The 24,278-nt window shown below is 74.5% G+C and carries 20 protein-coding genes and 1 tRNA gene; 6 read left to right on the top strand and 15 right to left on the bottom strand.

From position 1 onward, the window contains the following. Positions 1-250: 250 nt before the first annotated feature. The 5 genes from IEX99_RS21705 to IEX99_RS21685 all read right to left on the bottom strand — a co-directional run bounded on the left by IEX99_RS21705 (position 251) and on the right by IEX99_RS21685 (position 5,403). Positions 251-341 (bottom strand) — tRNA-Ser (locus tag IEX99_RS21705). A 1,172-nt stretch (positions 342-1,513) separates the two neighbouring features. Beyond that, a complete protein-coding gene (locus IEX99_RS21700; protein WP_188904239.1) occupies positions 1,514-2,512 on the bottom strand; it encodes a Bug family tripartite tricarboxylate transporter substrate binding protein in 999 nt (332 codons plus the stop codon). Between the two features lie 53 nt (positions 2,513-2,565). Beyond that, on the bottom strand, positions 2,566-3,621 hold the full coding sequence (locus tag IEX99_RS21695) for a CaiB/BaiF CoA transferase family protein (RefSeq protein ID WP_188904237.1): 1,056 nt from the start codon (positions 3,619-3,621) through the stop codon (positions 2,566-2,568). After that, positions 3,605-4,606 carry a CoA transferase gene (locus tag IEX99_RS21690; protein ID WP_188904235.1) on the bottom strand — a complete coding sequence of 334 codons (1,002 nt, stop codon included), beginning with the start codon at positions 4,604-4,606 and terminating at the stop codon, positions 3,605-3,607. Before IEX99_RS21690 ends, IEX99_RS21695 begins: the two co-directional genes overlap by 17 nt. Continuing rightward, positions 4,603-5,403 carry an enoyl-CoA hydratase/isomerase family protein gene (locus IEX99_RS21685; RefSeq protein ID WP_188904233.1) on the bottom strand — a complete coding sequence of 267 codons (801 nt, stop codon included), beginning with the start codon at positions 5,401-5,403 and terminating at the stop codon, positions 4,603-4,605. Before IEX99_RS21685 ends, IEX99_RS21690 begins: the two co-directional genes overlap by 4 nt. 128 nt (positions 5,404-5,531) lie before the next feature. On the opposite strand from IEX99_RS21685, the gene IEX99_RS21680 reads away from it, so the two are divergent. Beyond that, positions 5,532-6,494: a D-2-hydroxyacid dehydrogenase gene (locus IEX99_RS21680; protein ID WP_188904231.1), complete on the top strand. Its 963-nt coding sequence runs from the start codon at positions 5,532-5,534 to the stop codon at positions 6,492-6,494. Between the two features lie 87 nt (positions 6,495-6,581). Here IEX99_RS21680 and IEX99_RS21675 read toward each other — a convergent pair whose 3' ends face one another. The 4 genes from IEX99_RS21675 to IEX99_RS21660 all read right to left on the bottom strand — a co-directional run bounded on the left by IEX99_RS21675 (position 6,582) and on the right by IEX99_RS21660 (position 10,708). After that, on the bottom strand, positions 6,582-6,920 hold the full coding sequence (locus tag IEX99_RS21675; RefSeq protein WP_373285242.1) for a carboxymuconolactone decarboxylase family protein: 339 nt from the start codon (positions 6,918-6,920) through the stop codon (positions 6,582-6,584). Positions 6,921-6,996: 76 nt separating this feature from the next. Next, entirely contained in the window at positions 6,997-9,351 is a 2,355-nt protein-coding gene (gene clpA, locus IEX99_RS21670) for an ATP-dependent Clp protease ATP-binding subunit ClpA (RefSeq protein ID WP_188904229.1), read from the bottom strand. A gap of 156 nt (positions 9,352-9,507) precedes the next feature. Next, positions 9,508-9,858, bottom strand: coding sequence for an ATP-dependent Clp protease adapter ClpS (clpS, locus tag IEX99_RS21665; RefSeq protein WP_188904227.1), 351 nt, complete (start codon positions 9,856-9,858; stop codon positions 9,508-9,510). 328 nt (positions 9,859-10,186) lie between these two features. Beyond that, complete coding sequence (locus IEX99_RS21660) at positions 10,187-10,708, bottom strand: phasin family protein (protein WP_188904225.1); 522 nt, start codon at positions 10,706-10,708, stop codon at positions 10,187-10,189. A gap of 354 nt (positions 10,709-11,062) precedes the next feature. Between IEX99_RS21660 and IEX99_RS21655 the strand changes: the two genes are divergently transcribed. Continuing rightward, on the top strand, positions 11,063-12,364 hold the full coding sequence (locus tag IEX99_RS21655) for a D-alanyl-D-alanine carboxypeptidase family protein (protein ID WP_188904223.1): 1,302 nt from the start codon (positions 11,063-11,065) through the stop codon (positions 12,362-12,364). A gap of 53 nt (positions 12,365-12,417) precedes the next feature. On the opposite strand, the gene galU is transcribed toward IEX99_RS21655, so the two are convergent. The 3 genes from galU to IEX99_RS21640 all read right to left on the bottom strand — a co-directional run bounded on the left by galU (position 12,418) and on the right by IEX99_RS21640 (position 15,041). Then, positions 12,418-13,287, bottom strand: a complete 870-nt coding sequence (gene galU, locus IEX99_RS21650; RefSeq protein ID WP_188904221.1) for a UTP--glucose-1-phosphate uridylyltransferase GalU — start codon at positions 13,285-13,287, stop codon at positions 12,418-12,420. A 147-nt stretch (positions 13,288-13,434) separates the two neighbouring features. Beyond that, positions 13,435-14,175, bottom strand: coding sequence for a J domain-containing protein (locus tag IEX99_RS21645; protein ID WP_188904219.1), 741 nt, complete (start codon positions 14,173-14,175; stop codon positions 13,435-13,437). 167 nt (positions 14,176-14,342) lie between these two features. Continuing rightward, positions 14,343-15,041, bottom strand: a complete 699-nt coding sequence (locus IEX99_RS21640; protein ID WP_229678210.1) for a vWA domain-containing protein — start codon at positions 15,039-15,041, stop codon at positions 14,343-14,345. Between the two features lie 293 nt (positions 15,042-15,334). Between IEX99_RS21640 and IEX99_RS21635 the strand changes: the two genes are divergently transcribed. From IEX99_RS21635 to IEX99_RS21625, 3 genes are all read left to right on the top strand, one after another. Continuing rightward, positions 15,335-16,813 carry a hypothetical protein gene (locus IEX99_RS21635; RefSeq protein ID WP_188904215.1) on the top strand — a complete coding sequence of 493 codons (1,479 nt, stop codon included), beginning with the start codon at positions 15,335-15,337 and terminating at the stop codon, positions 16,811-16,813. A gap of 42 nt (positions 16,814-16,855) precedes the next feature. Further along, positions 16,856-18,019, top strand: coding sequence for a potassium channel family protein (locus IEX99_RS21630; protein WP_188904213.1), 1,164 nt, complete (start codon positions 16,856-16,858; stop codon positions 18,017-18,019). A gap of 138 nt (positions 18,020-18,157) precedes the next feature. Next, positions 18,158-18,619: a RidA family protein gene (locus tag IEX99_RS21625; protein ID WP_188904211.1), complete on the top strand. Its 462-nt coding sequence runs from the start codon at positions 18,158-18,160 to the stop codon at positions 18,617-18,619. Positions 18,620-18,680: 61 nt separating this feature from the next. Here IEX99_RS21625 and IEX99_RS21620 read toward each other — a convergent pair whose 3' ends face one another. The 3 genes from IEX99_RS21620 to IEX99_RS21610 form a co-directional block, all read right to left on the bottom strand. Further along, on the bottom strand, positions 18,681-19,844 hold the full coding sequence (locus IEX99_RS21620; protein ID WP_188904209.1) for an EVE domain-containing protein: 1,164 nt from the start codon (positions 19,842-19,844) through the stop codon (positions 18,681-18,683). A gap of 2 nt (positions 19,845-19,846) precedes the next feature. Then, a complete protein-coding gene (locus tag IEX99_RS21615) occupies positions 19,847-22,138 on the bottom strand; it encodes an NADP-dependent malic enzyme (protein WP_188904207.1) in 2,292 nt (763 codons plus the stop codon). A gap of 75 nt (positions 22,139-22,213) precedes the next feature. Continuing rightward, positions 22,214-23,059: an LLM class F420-dependent oxidoreductase gene (locus IEX99_RS21610; protein ID WP_188904205.1), complete on the bottom strand. Its 846-nt coding sequence runs from the start codon at positions 23,057-23,059 to the stop codon at positions 22,214-22,216. 245 nt (positions 23,060-23,304) lie between these two features. Here IEX99_RS21610 and panB point away from each other — a divergent pair, with 245 nt between their 5' ends. Further along, entirely contained in the window at positions 23,305-24,117 is an 813-nt protein-coding gene (panB, locus tag IEX99_RS21605; protein ID WP_456304534.1) for a 3-methyl-2-oxobutanoate hydroxymethyltransferase, read from the top strand. Positions 24,118-24,278 lie beyond the last annotated feature (161 nt).

The following is a 24,278-nucleotide window of genomic DNA, read 5'->3' as shown; positions in this document are numbered from 1 at the left end:
GGGGTCCGCCGCCGCCGCCTCGGGTCCTTCCTGGCCGGCGCGAAATGCGGTCGGCGGAGGCGCGGCGGTCGGCTAGGCCGAGCTACCGCCTGGGGTAGCATCACCCCGCCACCGGGCCGAGGGCGCTATGCCTGCCACCCGAGGTTGCCTGTTGTCTCCCTCCGGCGCAGGCCAGCGCGCCGCGCGTGGTGGGATTTTTGGTGGGATTTTCCGGCCCCCAGCCTGTAAAGCCTTGTTTTTGTTGTGATGATGGCGGAGGGAGTGGGATTCGAACCCACGAGACCCTTTTGGAGTCTACGCGCTCTCCAGGCGCGCGCCTTCGACCACTCGGCCATCCCTCCAAACGGTCGCGGACCATAGGCTCGTCGAATGACCGCGGCAACCGTCGCTCAGCGGCACGGCCCGGCTTGAACCGCGCCGGGTTTGGCGGGTGGCCCCGACCGTTGGGAGGAGGAGGCCAAGAGCATGGGGAGACGGCGGCGACCCAGGCGCCTGAGGCCGACGCGCGCGGCAGTCCGGAGGGTGCTCGACCACGGAGGCGACCACGCCTCGCCGGCGGCGGCGATCAACTCGATCGCGCCGCAGATCGGCGGCACGGCCGAGCCGCTGCGCCGGTGGGCGCGGCAAGCCCCACGCGGGACCGGGGGCAGCGCCCCGGTCCGACCCCGGCCGAGCGTGAGCGTGAGCGCATGGCGGCGCTGGAGCGGGAGGGCCGCGATCTGCCCCTGGCCAACCAGATCCTGCGCAAGGCGTCGACCTGTCCTGCCCGACCGGCGCCCGACCGCCGCTCGAAGCCGGGATCGCGTTCCTCGACGAACGCCGCGAGGCCCGGAGGGAGAGCCGATCTGCCTGGCTCCGCCGCTCGCCCCGTCGCCCTGCCACGGCCATCCCGCGCGGCGCGCCGATCCTGCGAAGGCCTCGGCTCGCACCCGGCAGGATGCGGTGCTGCCGGCGGCGATCCGTCGCGTCTTCGACGCGAACCTTGGCGTCTGTGGCGTACGCAAGGTCCGGCGGCAGCTCCGCCATGCGGCGAATGGGCCTGCGCGGCGCCGTGCGCAGGGCGGACACCCGGACGACGGTGCCCGACAAGGCGACGCCGTGTCCGGCCGAGCGGGTGAACCGGCAGTTCCGGCCGCCATGCCCGAACGCCCTCCGGGTGCCGGGTTGCACCGCCGTCGCGACCTGGCAGGGCTGCGTCCCCATCGCCTTCGTCGCCGACGCCCTCGCCTGCCCGGCCACGGCCGGCATCGGGCCGTCCATGGGCAAGCATCGGCGACAGCGTCACGACCCTGGAAGCGATCGGCCCCCTCAGCGATACAGCCACCGCCAGGCTCGCGGCCGTGCCCGCCTGACCCGGCAGCCCGATCCGCCCCCGGCGGCCCGATCCGCCAAGGATCATCATCGCGCTCCTCCACCACGCAATGGGACACGACCGCAAGCCTCCCGCACACGGGTCTCTTGGCACCAGATCTCGCGGATCGCGGCCGAGCCGCCCCGGCCGGGGCGGGCCCGCTCAGTCCGCCTTGATGCCGGCGCGGCGCAGCAGCGGCTCCCACCGGGCGCGCTCCTGCTCCAGCGCCCGGACCGTGCCGGCGCCGTCGAGGTACTCGGGGTCGAAGCCGCGGCGGATGATCGCCTCGGCGAAGGCCGCGTCCTGCAGCACCTCGCGCAGCGCCCGCTCCAGGGTCCGCACCGCGACCTCCGGCGTGCGCGCCGGGAAGGCGACCGGATACCACAGCTCGGCGGCGTAGCCCGGCAGCGCCTCGGCGATCGAGGGCAGGTCGGGCCAGCCGCGCGCCCGGGTCGCGGCGGTGTTGGCGAGGGCGCGCACCTTCCCGTCGCGGATCAGCCCGTCCACCGCGGAGGAGCTGGCGAACATCAGCTGCACCTCGTTGCCGAGCAGCCCGGCGACCGAGGGGCCGGTGCCGCGATAGGGCACGTGGACGATGCGCGTGCCCGCCATCTCGTCGAACAGCTCGGCGGCGAGGTGCATCGGCGTGCCGGCGCCCGCCGTGCCGTGGTTCAGCCGGCCGGGATTGGCGCGCGCATAGGCGATGAACTCCCGCAGGCTGGCGGCCGGCACGGTCTCGTTCACCACCAGCAGGATCGGCGTGCTCGCCGTGCGCGCCACCCAGGCGAAGTCGCGCTTCCAGTCGTAGCCCGGGTTGCGGAACAGGATGTCGGCGATCGCCATGCCGTTGCCGTTGAAGAGCACCGTGTAGCCGTCCGGCGGCGACTGCGCGACCACGGCGGAGCCGATGTTGCCGCCCGCCCCGCCGCGGTTCTCGACCACCACCGGCTGGCCGAGCCGCTCGGTCAGCGCCTGGGCGAACATCCGCCCGAGCGTGTCGGTGCCGCCGCCGGGCGGGAAGGGCACGACCATGCGGACCGGGCGCGCGGGCCAGCTCTGCGCCCGCAGGACGCCGGGCCGGGCGAGGCCCGCCGCTGCCGCCAGCGGCAGCAGCGCGCGCCGGCGCAGGGGAGGCGGAGGGGCGGGGACGACGGGACGCATGCGACGGTTCCTCCTGCGGGTTCCGCGGCCCGTTGTCGTCCGGGCCGGCGCGGTTACGCGTCGTTGCCGCGGCGGGGGGCGGTGGCGAGCACGCCGGCCTCCTCCAGCGCGGCGATCTCCTCCGGGGCCAATCCGGAGTCCGCCAGAACGGCGCGGTTGTCGGCGCCGAGCGGACGGCAGGCCTCGTGCACCGCGAGCGGGCGGCGGGCGAAGCGGAAGGGGATGCCCTTGGCGGGCGTGCCGTCCGGGCCGCGCAGCACCGCGGTGCCGCGCAGGAACTCCGGCGCCGCGGCGAGCGCCGCGCCGTCGCGCACCGGCGCGGCGCCGCCCGGCCATTCGGCGCGCCAGCCGCCCGCGCCGTCGGGCACGACCCGCTCGGCCGATCCGGCCGGATCGGCGTTGCCGCGGCGCGGCGAGGGCGCGCCGGCGGCGGCGGCCACCAGCTCCTCGCCGAGCAGGAAGCTCGTCAGCTCGCGCTGCGAGAGGTCGAGATGCGCGCCCTGCCCGGTGCGGTCGCGCTCCAGCAGCGCCGCGACGATGGCGCCGGCGGCGAAGAGGCAGACCACCTGGTCCGGGTAGTTCACCTCCCGCCCGGTGATCACCGGCGCCGCGCCGGTGCCGGTCAGCGCGGCGAGCCCGCCCGTGGCCTCCAGGGTCGAGCCGAAGGAGACCATGTCGCGGTCCGGCCCGTCCTCGCCCTGGCTCGAGATGCTGGCGATGACGAGGCGCGGGAAGCGCCGGCGCAGTTCCGGCACGGCGAGCCCGAAGCGGGCCAGCACGCCACGGCGGAAATTCTCGACCAGCACGTCGGCGCCCGCGAGCAGGCGCAGCATCGCCGCCCGCCCGCGCGGGTCCTTCAGGTCGAGGCAGACCGAGCGCTTGCCGCGGTTGGTGAAGTTGTAGAACGGGGCGCGGTTCCACCAGTCGCCGCCCTCGCCCCTGCCCTCCCAGTGGCGGAACGGGTCGGGCGCGTCGGGCCCCTCGACCTTGATCACCTCCGCGCCGAGGTCGAGCAGCAGGGTCGAGGACGCCGCCCCGGCGGTGATCCAGCCGAGGTCGAGCACGCGGATGCCGGCGAGCGGCAGCGACGCCTCAGGCGAGGGCGGCATCGGTCGCCTCCGCGCCCACCCGCGCGCCGTCCCAGCGCAGCGGCAGGTGCGGCATGCCGCCGGGGCCGAGGAAGCCGCGCGCGCGGTGCTGCGCGTCGTCGAGCAGCTCCGCCGGCGCGAGCACCGGGCCGATCGGGATGCGCCGCGCCTGCGCCGCCGCGGTGATCTCGGCGCGGCTGCGCGCGGCGAACCAGGGGCGCAGCACCGCCATCAGCTCCGCGTGGTGGCGCCGGCGGCCGGCGATGGTGAGGAATTCCTCCCGCCGCAGCCGCGGATCGCCGACCAGGTCGCGCAGCGCCGGCCAGTCCTTGTCCTGGTAGACCAGCGCGACATGGCCGTCGCGCACCGGGAGCGTGTGCCAGTCCTTCGGCAGGCCGGAACGGCTCGGCGCGGCGCCGAGCACCATCACGCTCGCCGGGGCCTTCCAGTTGAGCCAGGCGGTCACGTCGAACAGCGAGACCTCCACCACCTCCTCGCCGCCGGCGCGCAGCGCGGCGAGCAGCCCGGTGCAGGCGGCGAGGCCGGCGGCATAGGCGGGCTGGTGCCCGGCGAGCCGCGCCGGCGGCCCCTCCGCCTCGCCGACGATGTCGAGCAGGCCGGAGAGGGCGAGCAGGCCGAGCTCGCTCATCGGCGGGTCCTCGCCCGGGCCGAAGACCGAGAGGCGCACGCGCACCGGCACCGCGGCGGCATGGGCGCCGAGCGCGGCGGAATCGCCGATCGCGGCGTCGAAGGCGCCGGTCGCGGCCGGGCCGCGCCGCTTGCCGGCGTTGAGGAAGCGGTCGAGCGCCGAGCCGCCGTCCGGCAGCAGCGGCGGCAGCCGCGCGAAGGGCTCGCCGGACTCCGGCACCGGCCGCACCACCTCGGCCCCGTAGGCGGCGCAGAGCCGCGCCGCCATCGAGGCCGCCAGCGCATGCGGCCGCTGCGCGCAGAGCGCGCCGAGATCGAGCACGCGCCGGCCCGCCAGCGGCGCGGCCACGGCGCTCACACCCCCTGCCCGGGGTTCCTGAGGCCGGCGGCGAAGCGCGCGCTGCCCTCCGCCTGCGCCGCGGTCCGCGAGCGGATGGCGAGGTTCACCATCTGCCCGTGGTCCATCGCCTCCTGCCAGTCCGTGATGAAGGCGGGGATGCGGTCCAGCGCCTTCTTGCTCTCGGCCAGCGCCACCGCGTCGAAGCGCGCGATCTGCGCGGCGAGCTCGCGCGCGCGCGGCAGCAGGCGGTCGGGCTCGACGCACTCGTTCACCATGCCCCAGCGCTCGGCGGTGGCGCCGTCTATGCGGTTGGTGGTGAGGACCAGCCACGCCGCCCGCTTGCGGGTGAGGCCGGCGAGCTGGATCGCCGGCCCGGCCATGCCGGGATAGGTGGCGAAGCCCATCTCCGGGCAGCCGATGCTCGCCGCGGTGCTGGCGATGGCGAGGTCGCAGACGTTGATCAGCGTCGCGCCGCCGCCGAGCGCGAGGCCGTTCACCGCGGCGATGAAGATCGCCGGGTGCTCGCGGATGGCGATGTTGACCGCGATCCACTCCTCGCCCGCGGTGCGGATGCCCTGGGCGAGGTCCTGCTCGCGCTCCTTGAGGTCCATCCCGGCGCAGAAGCTGCCGCCGGTGCCGGTGAGGACGATCGCCCTCGCCTCGCCGCGCAGGGCGGCGAAGGCGTCGAGCAGCGCCCGGCGGCTGGCGCGGTCCATGGCGTTGCGCCTGGCCTCGCGGTCCATGCGCAGCTCGGCCCAGCCGTCGTGGCGGGTGACGACGAGCGGGCCGGTGCCGATCGGCGCGGTGTGGTCCATGGACGCTCCCTCCTCGCCGCCCGCGGCGGGGCGACGGCGCATTCCCTCCGCGCCGGGACAGCCTGCGCGCCGTTTGCCCGCTGTCAACGGCCTTCGCTAGGCTGGCGCGCCGAGGAGGACCCCGCCCCATGCCCGCGCCGCTGATGCTGCTCTGGACCGACCACGACAAGCCCTACCGCGAGGCCATCGCCCGCGCCGGGCTCGAGGACGGCCGCATGCGCTTCGCCTTCCTGCCGCGCTCCGCCCAGCCGGACGAGGCCCTGCTGGCCGAGGCGGAGGCGCTGTTCGCCTGGGGCGCGCCGCCCGGGATGCTCGCGCGCATGCCGCGGCTGCGCTGGATCCAGGCGCTGACCGCGGGCGTCGAGGCCTGGCTGGCGCGGCCCGACCTGCGGCCGGAGGTCGTGCTGACCTGCGCGCGCGGCACGCACCGGGTGCAGATGCCGGAGAACATCCTCGGCGCGCTGTTCCACATCACCAAGCCCTACCACGCGGCGGCGCTCGACCAGCGCGAGCGGCGCTGGACGCGGCGCGTCTCCGAGACGCTGGCGGGCAAGACGCTCGGCATCCTCGGCCTCGGCGCGATCGGGCGGGAGGTGGCGCGCAAGGCGGCGGCGCTGGAGATGCGCGTGATCGGCACGCGCCGCGGCGGCGCGGGCGCGATCGAGGGGGTGGAGCGCGCGCTCGGCCCCGAGGGCACGGAGGCGGTGCTGGCGGAGTCCGACTTCGTGCTGCTGCTGCTGCCGACGACGCCCGAGACGGAGAACCTGATGGACGCGCGCCGCCTGCGCGCGATGAAGCGCAGCGCCTGGCTGCTCAACTTCGCCCGCGGCCACCTGATCGTGGACGAGGACCTGGTCGCCGCGGTGCGGGAGGGCGTGATCGCCGGCGCGGTGCTCGACGTGTTCCGCGAGGAGCCGCTGCCGCCCGAGCACCCCTTCTGGACCACGCCGGGGATCACGGTGCTGCCGCACATCGGCGGCCTGCACCCGAAGCGCGACGAGATGGTGGCGGCGCTGCTGGCCGAGAACGCGCGCCGCTTCCGCGACGGGGAGCCGCTGCGCGAGGCGGTGGACCGCGCCAAGGGCTACTGAGCGGCCGGCGCGGCCGCGCCGCGGCGGCGGCGCGCCCCGGGCCGCCGGGCAGCGCGCCGGCGAAGGCGCCGCCCTCCGGGCTCGGCGCTACTCGCCCACCGCGTCCAGCACGTGCAGCGCGTGCGTGAACGTCGCGCCCGCGCTCAGCGCCACCGCGACGCCCAGCGCCTCGGCGATCTCCTCCCTGGTCGCGCCCGCCGCCTTGGCCTTGCGCACATGGGCATCCATGCACCCCTCGCAGGTGGTGATGGCGGTGATGGCGACCGCGATCAGCTCGCGCGTCTTCGCGTCCAGATGCTGCGCCTTGGCGGCGGCGCCGGAGAGCGCGGTGAAGGCCTTCACCAGCTCGGGGTGCAGCGCCGAGAATTCCCTGCCGCGCTCGCGCAGCGCCGCCCGGTAGGCATCCCAGTCCTTGATCGCGCTCATCGCATTCCTCTGCACAGGCAACGGGCGCGGCCCCCCGGCCGCGCCCGCGCATCATCGCAGCGACGGCGCCGGGAGGCTACTCCACCACCTCCGGCTCCCGCTCGGCCTCGCCGTCGCCCTCCTCGGGCTTGGGCAGGGCGGGCGGGGCGGCCTCCACGTACTCGAAGGTCAGCGCGCCGTCCTTGAGGCCCACCTTCACCGCCCCGCCCTTGGCGAGCCGGCCGAACAGCAGCTCCTCGGCGAGCGGCTTCTTGACGTGCTCCTGGATCACGCGCGCGAGCGGCCTCGCGCCGTAGAGCGGATCGTAGCCCTTCTCCGCCAGCCACTCCTTCGCCGCGGAGGAGAGCTCGATCGTCACGTTGCGGTCGGCGAGCTGCGCCTCGAGCTGCATGACGAACTTCTCGACCACGCGGGCCACGATCTCCGGCGTCAGGCCGGAGAAGGCGATGATCGCGTCCAGCCGGTTGCGGAACTCCGGCGTGAACAGGCGCTTGATCGCCTCCTCGTCCTCGCCGACGCGCGCCGTGCGCTCGAAGCCGATGGCGGGCTTGGCGAGGTCGGCGGCGCCGGCGTTGGTGGTCATGATCAGGATCACGTTGCGGAAGTCCACGGTCTTGCCGTTGTGGTCCGTGAGCTTCCCGTGGTCCATCACCTGCAGCAGGATGTTGAACAGGTCCTGGTGCGCCTTCTCGATCTCGTCGAGCAGGAGCACGGCGTGCGGGTGCTGGTCGATCGCGTCCGTCAGCAGCCCGCCCTGGTCGAAGCCGACATAGCCCGGCGGCGCGCCGATCAGGCGCGAGACCGAGTGGCGCTCCATGTACTCCGACATGTCGAAGCGGATCAGCTCGATCCCCAGCGTCTTGGCGAGCTGCTTCGCCACCTCGGTCTTGCCCACCCCCGTCGGGCCGGAGAACAGGTAGTTGCCGATCGGCTTCTCCGGGTCGCGCAGCCCGGCGCGCGAGAGCTTGATCGCGCTCGCCAGCGCCTCGATCGCCTTGTCCTGGCCGAAGACCATGGCCTTGAGGTCGCGCTCGAGGTTGCGCAGCGTCTCCTTGTCGTCGGTGCTGACGCTCTTGGGCGGGATGCGCGCGATCTTGGCGACGATGTCCTCGACGTCCTTCACCGTGACCGTCTTGCGCCGCTTGTTCTCGGGCAGCAGCATGCGCGAGGCGCCGACCTCGTCGATCACGTCGATCGCCTTGTCGGGCAGCTTGCGGTCGTGGATGTAGCGCGCGGAGAGCTCGACCGCGGCGCGGATCGCCTCCGGCGTGTAGCGCACCCGGTGGTGCTTCTCGTAGTTCGCCTTGAGGCCCTGGAGGATCTTGACCGTGTCCTCCACCGTCGGCTCGTTGACGTCGATCTTCTGGAAGCGGCGGACCAGCGCGCGGTCCTTCTCGAAGTAGTTGCGGTACTCCTTGTAGGTGGTCGAGCCGATGCAGCGCAGCGTGCCGGAGGCGAGCGCGGGCTTGAGCAGGTTGGAGGCGTCCATCGCCCCGCCGCTGGTCGCCCCGGCGCCGATCACGGTGTGGATCTCGTCGATGAAGAGGATCGAGCCCGGCATGTTCTCGAGCTCGGCCACCACCGCCTTCAGCCGCTCCTCGAAGTCGCCGCGGTAGCGCGTGCCGGCGAGCAGGCTGCCCATGTCGAGCGCGTAGATCGTGCTCTTGAGCAGCACCTCGGGCACGTCGCCCTCGACGATGCGCTTGGCGAGGCCCTCGGCGATCGCCGTCTTGCCGACGCCGGGATCGCCCACGTAGAGCGGGTTGTTCTTGGTGCGGCGGCAGAGGATCTGGATCGTGCGCTCGATCTCGGTCTCGCGCCCGATCAGCGGGTCGATCTTGCCCTGCTGCGCCTTCCGGTTGAGGTTGACGCAGTAGTTGGAGAGCGCGTCCTGGCCGCGCCCGCCGGGCCGGCTGCCGTGCGGCTTCTCCTCCCGCTCGGACTGGTCGTCGGCGGAGGAGGGCGTGCCCTGCACGGGCCGCGGCTGGCTGCGCCCCGGCGCCTTGGCGATGCCGTGGCTGATGAAGTTCACCGCGTCGAGCCGCGTCATGTCCTGCAGCTGCAGGAAATACACGGCGTGGCTCTCGCGCTCGGAGAACAGGGCGACCAGGACGTTCGCGCCCGTCACCTCGTCGCGGCCGGAGGACTGCACGTGGATCGCGGCGCGCTGGACGACGCGCTGGAAGCCCGCGGTCGGCTTGGGATCGCCGCCGCGCTCCGTCACCAGGCCGGCGAGGTCCTTGTCGAGGAACTCGACCAGGTCGCGGCGCAGCTTGTCGTTGTCCACGCCGCAGGCGCGCAGCACCGGCGCCGCGTCGGCGTCGTCGGTGAGGGCGAGCAGCAGGTGCTCGAGGGTGGCGTATTCGTGCCGGCGCTCGTTCGCGAGGGCGAGGGCACGGTGGAGCGTCTGCTCGAGGTTCCGGGACAGCATGGTCGTTACGACGCTCCTTCCAGGGAGTCCGCGCCGTCAAAGCCCGGCGGCGGAGCCGGTTCCGTCACTCGCGCGACAGGTAGGCATCCCGCGCCCGTTCGGCATCTCCGCCATCCGGCCGGTCTTGACGGGTGCGCGGATAGGATCGTCAGCGCCTCATTCCTTCTCGATGGTGCATTGCAACGGATGCTGGTTCTGGCGGGCGAGGTCCATGACCTGCGTCACCTTCGTCTCGGCGACCTCGTAGGTGTACACCCCGCACACCCCCACGCCGCGGCGATGCACGTGCAGCATGATGCGGGTCGCCTCCTCCCGGCTCTTCTGGAAGAAGCGCTCCAGCACATGGACGACGAACTCCATCGGCGTGTAGTCGTCGTTCAGCATCAGGACCTTGTACATCGAGGGCTTCTTGGTGCGCGGCCTGGCCTTCACGACCACCCCGGTCTGGGGGTTGTCGCCGCCCTGCGTGCCGCCGCCCCTGCCCGGGAACTTGTCTGGATCGCTCATGCTCGCCTTGGTCCGCGGGCTCCGGCAATGCCCGCCTGGGAGCAGGATATCGGACGCAACGGGGCGCAGTGAAGGGCCACGCGCGCGTGAGGGGGCGCGGTCGCGGCGATTCCGCCCCGGGCATGCCTCGCCCCCGGGCATGCCTCGCCGACGAGATCGCGGGCGAAAACGGGCCCGGCCGCGCCCCGCCGCCCCTCCCGCCTCTCGGCGTGCAGGAAGCGGCCGGGCGCGGCCGGGCCTCGCTCGCGCGGCGGCGCATCGGCCAGCCCGCAGGAACGGCGGGGGGCGAAGCACCCCCGCCGCGCGCCGGCCGGCGCGGGCGTCGTCCTCAGGCCGTGATCGGCCGGCCGAACTTCTCGAAGGCCAGCGTCGCGCGGGCGGCCAGCGGCGCCGCGGTCTGCTCGGCGAGGCGGAGCGCCGCCTCCTGCAGCCGCGCCGTCTCGGTCAGCGTGCGCTCGATGGTGGCGCGCGCGAAGCTCGCCTGCAGGTCGGCCGCCTCCTTGAGGCTCTTCGCGCCGACCAGCGCCTTGGTGTTCTCCAGCGCCTGGTCGGTGAGGCCCTGCACCATCGCGAAGGTCTGGCGCGACAGGTCCTGCACGCCGACCGTCCAGGTCTGGGCGGACTTCGCCACCGCCTCGAGGTTGCCGCGGCCGAACTCGACCGCCTCGTTGGCCGCCTTGAAGAGGCCCTCGGCCGTCTTCGTCGCCTGCTCCATGCTCTGCTCCACCGTCGCGCGGGCCTGCGCCGCGCCCTCCTCGATCAGCCGCCTCGCCTGGGCGACGCCGGCGGCGCCCGCCGCCCCCGCCTCGGCGGAGAGCTTCTTCACCTCGGCCACCTTCTCACCTGCCATGGTCGTCGGTCCTTGCCCGTGGGGTCCACCTGGTCCGTGCGCCAGGCGCCGATCGGCCCTGGCGCGCCTGCCTGCGCCGCATTTTGCTGCAGTGCAGCATGCTGCCTAGCTAGGCGATGCCTCCCGGGCCGGCAAGGGATTTTTTGCAGCGCACAAAATTTTCCGGTCGCGCGGCCTTGAGGGCACCCCGGAAATCGGTGCGGTTGCAACGGAGGAATTCGCTCTAACCTGTTGTCTTTGCGATTTGTTCCCGCTCTGTCCCCGTGGACATCCGCCGAGCACGCTCATTACGATGACACCGCCGGTTGAGGCCGGATCGCCGGGGGGAGGCGGTCCGCGCACAGGGGGGACCGCATGCGCTTCATCCGTGCTGCCTGCCGCCACGGCCTCGCCGCGGCGGCGGCCCTCGCCGTCGCCTTCGGCCTGCCCGGAGGCGGCTCGGCACGGGCCCAGATCGGAAGCGACCGCTACGCCGCCATCGTCGTGGACGCCGGCAGCGGCACCGCGCTGATCGCCGCCCACGCGGACGCGCCGCGCCATCCCGCCTCGCTCACCAAGATGATGACGCTCTACATGGTCTTCGAGGCGCTGCGCGAAGGGCGGCTCTCGCTGTCCACGCCGATCACGATCTCGGCCGAGGCGGCCGCGCGCCCGCCCTCGAAGCTCGGCCTGCCGCCGGGCTCGCGCATCACCGTCGAGCAGGCGATCCTCGCCCTCGTCACCAAGTCGGCCAACGACGTCGCGGCGGCGGTGGGGGAACACCTCTCCGGCGGCTCGGAGGCGCGCTTCGCCCAGATGATGACGCTGCGCGCGCGCTCGCTCGGCATGACGCGGACAACCTTCCGCAACGCCTCCGGCCTGCCGGACCCGGACCAGGTGACCACCGCGCGCGACATGGCGCTGCTCGGCCGGCGCCTGATGCACGACTTCCCCGAGCGCTTCGCCTACTTCTCGACGCCGAGCTTCTCCTTCCGCGGCCGTCCGCTCCGCAACCACAACCGGCTGCTACTGGAATACGAGGGCGTGGACGGGATCAAGACCGGCTATGTCCACGCCTCCGGCTTCAACCTCGTGGCCAGCGCCCGCCGCGACGGGGTGCGGCTGATCGCGGCGGTGTTCGGCGGCGCCACCGGGCGCGAGCGCGACCACCACGTGATGGCGCTGCTCGACCAGGGCTTCGCCCGCATGGGCGTGGCGGAACGCCCGCAGACGGGGACGAACAGCCTGGTCGCAGGACGGCTGCCGCAGACCATGGGCGCGGCGCGCGCCGCCGCGGCGACGCAGCAGCGCGGCGGCGCGCGCGCGAGCGCCGCGCGCGCCGGCGTCGTCCGCACCACCTCCGCGGCCGCGCGCCGCCCGGCAGGGACCCGCGCCATCCAGGCCCGCCGTCCGTCCGGTCCCGAGGCGCGCGCCGCGGCACGGCCGGCGACCGCCAGCGCCGCGCCGCAGCGCCGCGGCACGGCGCGCGCGGCGACGCCGAGCCGCCGGCAGGTCGAGCAGGGCGACACGAGCAGCGGCACGGCCGCCCGCGCCGGCGCCGCCACGACGCGGCCGCGCCAGGCCGGCGCCGCGCCGGCGCGCCAGGCTCCGGCCGCGACCTCGGCCACACCCCGGCCCGCGCAGGCGGGCGGGGGCCGTTCCGCGCCGCGCGGCTGAGCGGCGCCCCCGCGTCGGAGAGCCCGGCCGCCCGCCGCGGCGGCGCCGGCCCGTCAGGCGTAGCGCCGCAGGATCTCCCGCATCGCCGGCGCCAGGTCCTCGCGCTTCAGCGCGAAGGCGACCTGCGCCTCCAGGAATCCGGCCTTGTCGCCGCAGTCGAAGCGCCGCCCCTCGTAGCGCAGGCCGTGGAAGGGCTGATGGCCGATCAGCTTCGCCATCGCGTCGGTGAGCTGCACCTCGCCGCCCGCGCCGCGCTCCATCCGCGCCAGATGCCCGATCACCTCCGGCATCAGCACGTAGCGGCCGATGATCGTCAGGTTGGACGGCGCGCGTTCGACCGGCGGCTTCTCCACCAGCCCCTTCACGCCGACCAGGCGGCCCATGTCGCGCTCCACGTCCAGCACCCCGTAGCGGTTCACCCGCTCCCGCGGCACCTCCTCGATCGCCACCACGTTGCCGCCGGTCTCGCGATAGGCCTCGGCGAGCTGGGCGAGGCAGGGCGTGTCGCACAGCATCAGGTCGTCGGGCAGCAGCACGGCGAAGGGCTCGTCGCCGATGAAGGCGCGCGCGCACCAGACCGCGTGGCCGAGGCCGAGCGGCACCTGCTGGCGCACGGTCACCACCGAGCCCGGCTCCACCGCGGCGGCGCGCAGCAGATCGAGCTCCGCCCGCTTGCCGCGCTCCGCGAGCGTGCGCTCGAGCTCGTAGGCGACGTCGAAATGCTCGACGATCGCAGTCTTGCCGCGGCCGGTGACGAAGCAGAACAGCTCGATGCCGGCGGCGCGCGCCTCCTCCACGGCGTACTGGATCAGCGGCTTGTCCACCACCGGCAGCATCTCCTTCGCCATCGCCTTGGTGGCGGGCAGGAAGCGCGTGCCGAGGCCGGCGACGGGCAGGACGGCCTTGCGGAGGGGCTTGGTCACGGCGGGCGGATCCTCCGATGGGTTGGACGAAATGACGTCAGGCGAACACGGCCAGCGGCCGGAATTGCGGCGAAGGCGGGCGCGAGGCATGGCCCGGCGCGGCGGGGCGCGCAACCGCGCCGGAGGCGGATCGGCGGCGGGGCGCCCTCATCCTCGCAGCAAGGTGTCCCGCGCCTCGTTCAGCCGCGCCGCGATCCAGGCGCTGCCGCCGCGGTCCGGATGGGCCGTGCGCATCAGGCGCCGATGGGCGGCGCGTATCTCCTCCTCGGTCGCGCCCTCCTCGAGGCCGAGCACGGCCAGCGCCTCGGCCCGGTCCATGCGCCCGCCGCGGTCCCGCGGCGGCGCCCCGCCCGCTCCGCCCTCCCCGGCGCCTGCCATGCGCCAGGCGGGCTCGACGCGGTCGAGCCAGGCCTCGAGCAGCGGCACGCTCTCCGGGTCCTCGGCCCGGCAGTCGCCGAGCAGGGCGAGCAGGTCGGCGAGCCCGAGCTCGGCCAGCTCCGCCCCGGCGTAGCGGCCGCGGCGCACCCGGCCGGTCATCTGCCCGGTCGCATGGTCGAGCGCCATGGTCAGCGTCGCGGTGCTGACCTGCGTCTCGCCGGCCCCGGCGGCGTCTCCGTTCGTCCCGGCCCCGACCGGCCGCGAGAAGCGCCGCATCGTCGCCCAGCGCTGCCACAGGCCCCAGAGCAGCGGCGCGGAGAAGGCGAGCAGGCCGAGCGCCTGGGCCGCCCGGCCCGAGGCGACCAGCAGCGCGAGGAGACCGATCCCGAGGGTCGCGCCGGCGACCAGCACCGCGACCCGCAGGGTCGCGATGTTCGCCCGCGCGAAGCCCTGCAGCAGGACGATGACCGCGAGGAGCGCGATTCCGCCGAGCGCGAGCCAGACCAGCATCCTGCGCGATCCCCCTCAGCCCGCCGAGGACGAGGACCGCCCGCGGCGGCCTTCGCCGGGTCCCGGCCGCGCCGTCGGACGGCGCGGCGGCCTTGCGGCACGCCTCGCTGCCGCCCCCCGCTCCGGCGCCGTCGCAGGCCCTCTCGCCATCGCCCGCTCGCGGCGGTCTAGCGGCGCGGCGCGGCGGCCGGCGCCGGCAGCTGGCCGGCAATGACCTGCGCCGCGCTCCCGGGCAGCCGGAGGAGGGCGGCATGGCCGCCGGCGGCATAGACCGCGACCGCGCGCAGCAGCGCCCGCAGCGTCTCGGCGCTGGCCGAATCGAAGGGCGCGTAGGCGCCGCCCGCGACCCGCGCGATCTGGCGGAAGGCGTCGCCGGCCCGCGGGTCCGCGCCCTCGTGGAAGCAGAACACGGGGGTGCCGCGCAGGCGGAGCTCGCCCGCCTCGTGGCAGGCGGGGTCCACCTCCTCCTCGAAGGCGTCGCCGACGAGGACGAGGGCGTGGACGCGCTCCTTCGTCGTCTCCGCCTTCGCGTGGCGCAGCGCGCGCAGCACCTGGGTCTGGCCGCCGAGGCACTGCACGCCGGCCATGCGGCGGGCGAGCTCCTCGGCCTCGGTGAGGAAGGGCGTGGCCGCGAACTCCCGGTGCCCGCGCCAGTAGGCGAGCTGCACGGCGAGGCCGCCGAGATCGCGCGTGGCGAGGAACATCTCGGCCTGCAGGTGGCAGGCGCGGTCCCAGCTCGGCTGGCGGCTGGCGGTGGCGTCCACGGCGAAGATCAGCCGGCCGCGCCGCCCGCTCGCCGGGCGCACCGGCTGCGGCAGGCTCTCGACCTTGCGCAGGAAGGCGGCGACGGCGTCGGAGGCGGGCACGACCCCGCCGCCGGACCCCGCGCTGCGCCCTCCGCCGGGACGATCGGGCGGCTTGCTCATAAACAACTATGTGTTCCCGCGCGCCGGCTTCTGCCAGGGGTGGCACGGATCCGCCGTCGGCCGCGACCCGGCGCGCCCGGCGACACGCCAGCTAGTGGTGGCGTCCGAGCGCGGCTCGGGTTCTAATGCGTTGCGGCGGCGCGCGCGATCCCGCGCCGCCGATGCCGGCGGCTCCGGGACCCCCTGGCGCCGAGCGAGATCAGCCCGGCCCGACCAGACCGAATGGGGGAGCGATGTCCCTGAAACGCAAGATCGCCACGACTGCCGCCGCTGCCGCCTTGCTCGCCGGCATGGGCATCCCGGCCCTCGCGCAGCAGAAGCCGCCGCCGCTCGAGCCCGGTGCGACCCGGCCGGGCGGCAAGCCGGCGCCGTTGGCGAGCCCCGCGCCCGCGGCGCCTCCCGCGGCCCCGCCGCCCGCCGCGGCCGCCCCGGCGGCGCCGGCCGTGCCGGCCGACGAGCCGGCCGCCGTCGCGCGGCTGCGCAGCCTGCTGCCGCCCAACAGCACCCTGAACTATGCCGCCGCGGAGACGACCGACCCGGCCCGCGGCGCCGTGCGGCTGACCGCCGTCACGCTGCGCAACGGGGCGAGGAGCGTCACCGCCGACGAACTGATCCTCGACGGGCTGCGCGAGGACGGCGTGGCCGAGGCGATCGCGCGCAACCTGACCGGTCGCGAGGGGGAGGCGGTGACATTCACGCTCGCGGAGCTGCGGCTCGGCGGCATGGTCGTGCAGCGCCCGCCGGACCAGCAGTTGATGCCCGACATGATCCGCGCCGACGCGATCCGCCTCCAGGGGTTCGCGGTGCCCGACCCGGAGGCGAGCATCGCGTTCCGCCAGCTCGACATCGAGGAGTACGGCCCGGGCAGGCCGACCAGGCTCGCCCTTTCCGATCTCGACATCGGCATGCCGCGGAACCGCGAGGCCGACCGCGTCCGCCTCGGCCGTCTGCTGGCCCGCGGCCTCGATGCCGCGGCGCTGCTCCGCGCCGCGGTGGAGCAGCAGCCGCCGCCGCCCCTCGCCGCCGGCCGCCAGGCGCTGGAGATGGAGGATCTCCAGGTCGGCGCCGGCGGGCGGACGATCGTCAGCGTCGCCTCGGCCCGCGCCAGCGGCGAGCAGGACGCGCAGGGCTCGGGCACCGGCAGCCTCGCGATCCGCGGCATCCGCGTCGAGCCGATGCCCGGCCTCGACGAATGGCTGCGCCGCTTCGGCTACGACGCCCTGGTCCTGGAGCTGAGCATGGACGGCCGCTACGACGCGCCGACCGGGCGGGTGGAGGTGAGCTCCCTCTCCTTCGGCGGACGCGACATCGGCGCCCTCGGCCTGTCCTTCGTGATCGACGGGGCGACGCAGAAGGCGATGGAGGCGCTCGACTTCAGCGGCATCCGCCTGATCTCGGCCGGGGTCCGCTACGTGGACCAGTCCCTCTACGCGCGCTTCATGCGCGACCACGCGCGGGAGATGGGCGCACCGGAGCAGCAGCTGCGCGAGCAGTACGCGGCGATGGCGGGCGGCTTCCTGACCGCGCCGGGCAAGAGCGGGCTCGACGGGTTGCGCGAGGCGGTGCAGCGCTTCATCCGCGGCCAGGCGCGCGAGATCGAGGTCACCGCCCGCCCCCCGCAGCCGCTCTCCATCGAGCAGTTCCAGGGCCCGCCGCCCGGCGGCCCGGCCGAGATCCAGCAGCTCCTCGGCCTGGCGGCGACCGCGCGCTGAGCCCCGGCGCCGGGAGGCGGAAGGAGGCGGGGGCCGGGCGGCATGATCGTCGCCTTCCTGCATCGCCTGAGGGCGCGGCGGCACCGCCTGCTGCGGCCGCCGGGCCTGGTCGGCCCGCTGGTCTGGCTGCTCGCCATGGTCGGGCTGTTCGCGGCGGCCATGGCGGCGCTCGAGGGGATGCCGCCGGAGGAGAGCCTCTGGCTCGCCGTGGTGACGCTGACCACGGTCGGCTACGGCGACGTGGCCGCGCAGACGGTGGCGGGGAAGCTCGCCACCGTCCTGCTGCTGATGGCCGGCGGCGTGTTCGTCCTCGCCAAGCTGGCCTCCGACTGGTTCGACTGGCGCGACGCGGTGCGCGAGAGGAAGCGCCGCGGCTTCTGGAGGTGGGGCATGCGCGACCACGTGCTGATCGTCGGCACCCCGGGCGAGGGCGAGGCGGCGGTGCGCCTCTTCGCCGGCCTGGTGCGCCAGCTCCGCGCCACGGCGGCCTTCCGCGACGCGCCGGTCGCGCTGCTGACGCGCGCCTTCGACGGGCGGCCGGAGGGGCTGCCGCAGGTCCTCTGCGACCTCGGCGCGGTGCATGTGAGCGGCGCCCCGACCGACCCGGACGCGCTGGCGGCGACCGACGCGGGGCGGGCCAGGGCCCTGGTGGTGCTGGCGGACGCGCCGCAGGACCCGGTCTCCGACGCGGTGGCGATGGACGTGCTGGCGCGGGTGCGCGCGCTGGCCGAGGCGGCGGGACGGGGCGAGCCGCCGACCGCGGTGGTGGAGTGCGTGGACGACCGCAACCGGCCGCGGCTGATCGCCGCCGGCGCGGTGGCGGCGGTGCGGCCGTTGCGCACCTATCCGGAGATGCTCGCCCGCGCCCTCGTCACCCCGGGGGCGGAGCGGCTGCTCGAGGACCTGTTCACGCCGGACGGGAACGAACTGCACCGCGTGCCGCTCGACCGGCCCTGGCGCGGGCGGTGGGCGGAGCTCGCCTATGCGGTGCTGCGCGCCGACATCGGCACGGCGATCGCCTACGAGGCGCCGGACGGCGCGGTGGTGATGAACCCGGGCGGCCTGCAGGAGGTGGTGGCCTCGGCGCTGTTCCTGATCCAGCACGACCGGCAGGAACCGCTGCTCGCCTCGCGCCTGCCCGGCGCGCTGCGCGCCGCGCTGGTGCCGCCGGGGGAACCGGCGGCGGCCGCGCCGGCGCCGGCCTAGCGCTGATCGCGACCGGCCAAAACCGGCGGGGGGCGCGAACCGGCCCTGCGGCAACCGGAGGAAGCCATGGCCGCGAGCAGGGCCGAGCGGAAGCGGCCCGAGCGCGAACACGGCACGGCCAGGAGGAGAGACCCGAGCATGAGCGCCGAACAACGCCTGAAGGACCTGGGCCTGATCCTGCCGCCGCCGACGCGGCCGGTGGCCAACTACGTGCCCTACCGGATCGGCGGCAACCTGCTGTTCCTCTCCGGCGTCGGGCCGAACCGCCCGGACGGCAGCTCGATCCGCGGCAAGGTCGGCGCCGACCTGACGGTGGCGCAGGCCTACGAGGCGGCGCGGATCTGCGGGCTGAACCTGCTCGCCAACATGCGCGCGGCGGCGGGCTCGCTCGACCGCGTGGACACCGTGCTGAAGGTGCTCGGCATGGTCAACGCGGTGCCGGACTTCGGCGAGCAGCCGGAGGTGATCAACGGCTGCACCGACCTCTTCGTCGAGGTGCTGGGCGAGAACGGGCGCCCGGCGCGCTCGGCCGTCGGCATGGGCAGCCTGCCGCGCGGGATCGCGGTGGAGATCGAGGCGGTGGTGCTGCTCAGGGGCTGAGCGCCGCGGCGGGCGGCGGCCGGGATCGTTCCCGGCCGGCGCGCCCGGAGCGCACCGCCCGTCAGACCTCCTCGTTGATGACGCAGGGCTCGGCGAGATCCTCGAGGAACTCGGGCCGCATGTGCCTGACGAACGATCCGACCTGGGCGAGCCGCTCGCGCAGCGCCTCGAAGCTCAGGAAGGAGCACACCTCGCTCATCGGCGGCTTGAGTTTGGCGAACACCGGGCGGTTGACCTCGGCGAGCACCTTCTGGCGGCGTTCCTTCGGCGCCACGATGTAGAGCGGGATGTTCAGGTTGGGCTGCATGGCGATCAGGTCGGCCATCCGCAACAGGCCGGAGTAGACCTGCGTCGTGCTCTCGATCTCGAAGGCGCCGAAGATCGAGTTGCCTTTCAGCCAGATCACGTCGATCAGCTCGATCGTCCTGACGGTGGCCGGATCGAAGCTCAGCGGCAGCTTGTCCTTGAAGCCGGGCAGGCCCTTCAGCGGCTGTCCCTTGTAGGACTTGCCCTGGTCGTTCTTCGCCACCCACACATCGAGCCCGAGGTCGCTGGCGAGCTTGGCCAGAAGCCACTGGATCTCGGTGTGGGCGGACTCCTCCGCCTCGGCGGCCAGGCCGAGCGTCGCGACGACGGTCCGGGCGCCCGCCGCGGCCGGCGCCGCGGCGCCCCCGGTTTCCGGCTCGTCCTCGGGAACCGTCACGGTCTCGCCGGACGCCATCTTGAGCACGGGCGGCACCTTGTTCAGCTTTGCCGGATCGAAGGGATGGGGCGTCGGGTTGCGCACCGCCTCCATCACCGCCGCGACCACCGCCTCGCCATCCGCCGCCGGCCACTTCGCGGGCGACTGGCGGAAACGGACGGTCCAGGCGTGCGGGCTCTTGAGGTCGTGGAACGCCGACAGCCTGTCCTTCATCGAGAGGACGGGCACCGCCGTGGCCGGCTCCAGTTGCGCCACGACGCGCACCGGAAGGCGGGCGGGAAAGACGGCATCCTTCCAGATCGGCTCGCTGCTCTGGAACGGTGCGCCCGTCACTTCCAGTATGCCGATCCAGCGCGAGATCCCTGTCAGATAGCAGAGCAGGTAATCGCCCGGCCTGATCTGCCCCACCGTTTTCCGGCGGCTCTCCCTGAACCCGGCCGTCGTGCCGCCGGCGGCGAGGAACGCCTGCCACGTCGCCCAGGTGAACAGATCGAGCCAATAGCTCCTCTGCTCCTTCGGCATGGCTACGTTCCCCCCGCCGTCTCCGCCTGCTGCGCCTGCGCCACCGCCAGCGCGGTGACGTTGACGATGCCGCGCGCGGTCACGCTCGGCACCAGCACGTGGATCGGCTTGCGCATCCCGAGCAGCAGCGGCCCGATCTGCAGCCCGTCGGTCGCCGCCTTGACCAGGTTGAAGGCGATGTTCGCCGCATCCAGCGACGGCGCCACCAGCAGGTTGGCGCTGTCGGAGAGCGCCGGGTCCGGCACCGCCCGGGCCCGGATCGCCGGCACCAGCGCCGCGTCGGCGTGCATCTCGCCGTCCACCTCCAGCTCCGGCTCGCGCGCGCGGATCAGCCGCAGCGCCTCGCGCATCCTCTTCGCCGAGGGCGCGTGCGAGGCGCCGAAGGAGGAGTGCGAGAGCAGCGCCGCCTTCGGCACGATGCCGAAGGCGCGCACCTGCTCGGCGGCGAGGCAGGTCATCTCGGCGATCTGCTCCGGCGTCGGCTCCACGACCAGGTGCGTGTCCACCACGAACAGCGTCTCGCCGGTGCGCATGATCACGCCGGAGAGGGCATAGACGCGGCCCACCCCCTCGCGCATCCCGATCACGTCGAAGGCGTAGTGCCAGTGGCGCATCCAGTCGCCGGTGCCGCCGGCGATGCAGGCGTCGGCGAGCCCCGCCTCCAGCACCATCGCGGCGGCGATCGTCGGGCGCGTGCGCAGGCGGCGCTCCGCCGAATCGGGCGGGACGCCGCGGCGGCCGACCTTGCGCTGGTAGAGCGGGAGCAGCGGCCCGAACACCTCGGCGTCGGTCTCCGGATCGAGCACGCGCACGCTCTGCGCGAGGTCCATGCGCAGCCCCATCGCCCGCACGCGCTCGGTGATCACCGCGCGGCGGCCGATCAGGATCGGCTCGGCGAGGCCCTCGTCGAGCACGGTCTGCACGGCGCGCAGCGTCCGCTCGTCCTCGCCCTCGGCGTAGACGACGCGGCGCGGGGCGCGGCGCGCCGCCTCGAAGACCGGGCGCATGAGGTTGCCGGAGCGGAAGACGAAGCGCTCCAGCCCGTGGCGGTAGGCGGCGAAGTCGGCGATCGGGCGCCGCGCGACGCCGCTCGCCATCGCCGCGCGCGCCACCGCCGGCGCGATCTCCAGGATCAGCCGCGGGTCGAAGGGCTTGGGGATGATGTAGTCCGGCCCGAACACCGGCGCCTGGCCGCCATAGGCCGCGGCCACCACCTCCGAGGCCTCCATGCGGGCGAGACCGGCGAGCGCCTCCACCGCCGCCATCTTCATCGCCTCGTTGATCGCGGTGGCGCCGACGTCGAGCGCGCCGCGGAAGATGAAGGGGAAGCAGAGGACGTTGTTGACCTGGTTCGGGTAGTCGGAGCGGCCCGTCGCCACGATCGCGTCCGGGCGCGCGGCGTGCACCGCCTCGGGCAGGATCTCGGGCTCCGGGTTGGCGAGCGCCAGCACCAGCGGCTTCGGCGCGAGCAGCGGCAGCCACTCCGGCTTCAGCACGCGGGGGGCGGAGAGGCCGAGGAAGATGTCCGCCCCCGGCAGCGCCTCCGCCAGCGTCCGCGCCCCGGTGGCGCGGGCGTAGCGCGCCTTCCACGGGTCCATCAGCTCGGTGCGGCCCTCGTGGACCACGCCGGCGATGTCGCAGACCGTGACGTTCTCGCGCCTGAGCCCCATGCTCACCAGCAGGTCGAGGCAGGCGAGCGCGGCGGCGCCGGCGCCGGAGCAGACGAGCTTCACCTCCTCCAGCCGCTTGCCCTGCAGCAGCAGCCCGTTGCGCACCGCGGCGGCGACGATGATGGCGGTGCCGTGCTGGTCGTCGTGGAAGACCGGGATGCGCATGCGCTCGCGCAGCGCCCGCTCGACGACGAAGCACTCCGGCGCCTTGATGTCCTCGAGGTTGATCGCGCCGAAGGAGGGCTCCAGCGCGGCGACGATCCCGACCAGCCGCTCCGGGTCGCGCTCCTCGACCTCGATGTCGATGGCGTCGATGCCGGCGAACTTCTTGAACAGGACCGCCTTGCCCTCCATCACCGGCTTGCTCGCCAGCGCCCCGATCGCGCCGAGGCCGAGCACGGCGGTGCCGTTGGAAACCACGGCCACGAGGTTGCCGCGCGCGGTGTAGTCGAGGGCGGCGTCGGGGTCGCGCGCGATCGCCTCGCAGGCGGCGGCCACGCCCGGGGAGTAGGCCAGCGCGAGATCGCGCTGGGTGGCCATGCGCTTGGTCGGCTCGATGCTGATCTTCCCGGGGCGCGGCAGGCGGTGGTAGTCGAGCGCGGCCGCGCGGAAATCCTCGTCCATGGGGGCGCCTCCGTGGTGGCGCGAGCATGCGCAGCCGCCGCCGCCTCGGCAACAGCGCCGCCGCCGGCGGTGGCCTCAGGCCGCCAGGCGCCGGATCAGCGCCGCCCAGCGGTCCAGCTCCGGCAGGATCGCGTCCGCCTTGGCCGAGGCGAGCTGCACGATCGCGCGCTCCACGCCGAGGTCGCGGTCGCGCCGCAGCAGGTCGAGGTCCTCGCTCACGCCCCAGATGGTGATCGGGACGGAGCGGCCCGCCTCCGCCTCCATCCTGCGGAATTGCGGGATCAGCGCCGCGACGTCCTCGTAGGCCGGGCGCCTGCGGTGCGGCATCCAGCCGTCGCCGTAGCGCAGCGCCCGGCGCGCCCCGTAGGGGAAGGCGCCGCCCACGATCACCGGCGGGTGCGGCTTCTGCACCGGCTTCGGCCAGGTCATCATCGGGCCGAAGTTCACGAACTCGCCGTGGTATTCGGGCTTCGACTGCGTCCAGATGACCTTCATCGCCTCGATGCGCTCGCGCGCGAGCCTGTGGCGGGTGGCGAAGGCGGTGCCGTGGTTCGCCATCTCCTCGGCGTTCCAGCCGTTGCCGACGCCGAACAGGAACCGGCCGCCCGAGACCTGGTCCAGCGAGGCCACCAGCTTCGCCGTCTGGATCGGGTCGCGCTGCACGACGAGGCAGACCCCGGTGCCGACCTTCAGCCGCGTCGCCGCCGCCGCGGCGGCGGTGAGCGAGACGAAGGGGTCCATCACGTCGTAGTACTGCTTCGGGATCTCTCCCCCCGCGGGGAAGGGCGAGCGGCGCGACAGCGGGATGTGCGAGTGCTCCGGCGCCCAGACCGATTCGAAGCCGCGCTCCTCCAGCGCCCGGGCGAGCTCGCCGGGCGCCATGGAGTAGTCGGTGAAGAACATCGCCGCGCCGATCTTCATGGGCGCCTCCTCCCCTCGTGCCGGTGACCGGGACGCGCGATTAGGCCATGTGAGCGGCGGGGGCGCCAGGGCCGGTCGGCCGCGCCGCGCCGCGAGGGGCGGGAGTCGTTGCGCCCGCGGCGGGCGGGTGGCGGCGGAGCGGGCCTGGCGGCGTCCTTGACAGCGCGGGCCGCCTGCCGGAGAGCGGTCCCGCGTGGTTCGAGCGCCGGAGGTCCGCCGTGAGCACCCCCGTCAGGGGCAAGCGCATCAGCATCCCGCAGATCCGCGGCCGCAAGGGCGGGGATCCGCTGGTCTGCCTCACCGCCTACACCACGCCGATGGCGCGCCAGCTCGACCCGCACGTGGACCTGCTGCTGGTCGGCGACTCCCTCGGCATGGTGCTCTACGGCTTCGGCAGCACGCTGCCCGTGACGCTGGAGATGATGATCGCGCACGGCGCCGCGGTGGTGCGGGGTTCGGAGCGCGCCTGCGTCATCGTGGACATGCCCTTCGGCAGCTACGAGGAGAGCCCGCTGCAGGCCTTCCGCAGCGCCGCCCGGATCATGTCGGAGACCGGCGCGAGCGGCGTGAAGCTGGAGGGCGGCGCCGAGATGGCGGAGACGGTGCGCTTCCTGACGCAGCGCGGCATCCCCGTCTGCGGCCATGTCGGCCTGATGCCGCAGGCGGTCAACCTCGCCGGCGGCTTCCGGGCGACCGGCCGCTCGGAGGAGGAGGCCCGGCGCGTGATGCAGGACGCGCAGGCCGTGGCCGAGGCCGGCGCCTTCGCCGTGGTGGTCGAGGGCACGCTCGAGCCCGTCGCGGCGGCGATCACCGCCGCGGTGCCGGTCCCGACGATCGGCATCGGCGCCTCTCCCGCCTGCGACGGGCAGATCCTGGTCGCGGAGGACGTGTTCGGCCTGTTCAGCGACTTCAAGCCGCGTTTCGTCAAGCGGTACGCAGAGCTCGGCGCGCAGATCGCCGCGGCCGCGGCGGCCTATGCCGAGGACGTGCGGGCCCGCCGCTTCCCCGCGCCGGAGCACTGCTTCCTGCCGAAACCCGCGCCGCGCGCCGGCGGCTAGAGCCGTTTCCGCTCGGCTGTGCTCGCGGCAACGGCTCCCGCCCGTCGTTGGGCGAGCAGGGTCGCGCTCCCGGCTGTTCCCGGCCGTCCGCGATCGGCCCTAGCGGCCTGTCGGATTCCCGTGCGGCCGGAGATGGTCCAAGCTGGCGTGCATGACGCGGT

Origin of the sequence: Caldovatus sediminis, from assembly GCF_014644455.1 — a bacterium.
In the GTDB taxonomy this organism is placed as follows: Bacteria; Pseudomonadota; Alphaproteobacteria; order Acetobacterales; family Acetobacteraceae; genus Caldovatus; species Caldovatus sediminis.
This window is presented reverse-complemented; position numbering and strand designations above follow the sequence as displayed.

Bases quoted from the DNA above. Each gene is read 5' to 3' on its own strand.
- IEX99_RS21700 (WP_188904239.1), bottom strand. From the start codon at position 2,512: ATGCGTCCCGTCGTCCCCGCCCCTCCGCCTCCCCTGCGCCGGCGCGCG.
- IEX99_RS21695 (WP_188904237.1), bottom strand. From the start codon at position 3,621: ATGCCGCCCTCGCCTGAGGCGTCGCTGCCGCTCGCCGGCATCCGCGTG.
- IEX99_RS21685 (WP_188904233.1), bottom strand. From the start codon at position 5,403: ATGGACCACACCGCGCCGATCGGCACCGGCCCGCTCGTCGTCACCCGC.
- IEX99_RS21680 (WP_188904231.1), top strand. From the start codon at position 5,532: ATGCCCGCGCCGCTGATGCTGCTCTGGACCGACCACGACAAGCCCTAC.
- IEX99_RS21675 (WP_373285242.1), bottom strand. From the start codon at position 6,920: ATGAGCGCGATCAAGGACTGGGATGCCTACCGGGCGGCGCTGCGCGAG.
- clpA (WP_188904229.1), bottom strand. From the start codon at position 9,351: ATGCTGTCCCGGAACCTCGAGCAGACGCTCCACCGTGCCCTCGCCCTC.
- clpS (WP_188904227.1), bottom strand. From the start codon at position 9,858: ATGAGCGATCCAGACAAGTTCCCGGGCAGGGGCGGCGGCACGCAGGGC.
- IEX99_RS21660 (WP_188904225.1), bottom strand. From the start codon at position 10,708: ATGGCAGGTGAGAAGGTGGCCGAGGTGAAGAAGCTCTCCGCCGAGGCG.
- IEX99_RS21655 (WP_188904223.1), top strand. From the start codon at position 11,063: ATGCGCTTCATCCGTGCTGCCTGCCGCCACGGCCTCGCCGCGGCGGCG.
- IEX99_RS21645 (WP_188904219.1), bottom strand. From the start codon at position 14,175: ATGCTGGTCTGGCTCGCGCTCGGCGGAATCGCGCTCCTCGCGGTCATC.
- IEX99_RS21635 (WP_188904215.1), top strand. From the start codon at position 15,335: ATGTCCCTGAAACGCAAGATCGCCACGACTGCCGCCGCTGCCGCCTTG.
- IEX99_RS21630 (WP_188904213.1), top strand. From the start codon at position 16,856: ATGATCGTCGCCTTCCTGCATCGCCTGAGGGCGCGGCGGCACCGCCTG.
- IEX99_RS21625 (WP_188904211.1), top strand. From the start codon at position 18,158: ATGAGCGCCGAACAACGCCTGAAGGACCTGGGCCTGATCCTGCCGCCG.
- IEX99_RS21620 (WP_188904209.1), bottom strand. From the start codon at position 19,844: ATGCCGAAGGAGCAGAGGAGCTATTGGCTCGATCTGTTCACCTGGGCG.
- IEX99_RS21615 (WP_188904207.1), bottom strand. From the start codon at position 22,138: ATGGACGAGGATTTCCGCGCGGCCGCGCTCGACTACCACCGCCTGCCG.
- IEX99_RS21610 (WP_188904205.1), bottom strand. From the start codon at position 23,059: ATGAAGATCGGCGCGGCGATGTTCTTCACCGACTACTCCATGGCGCCC.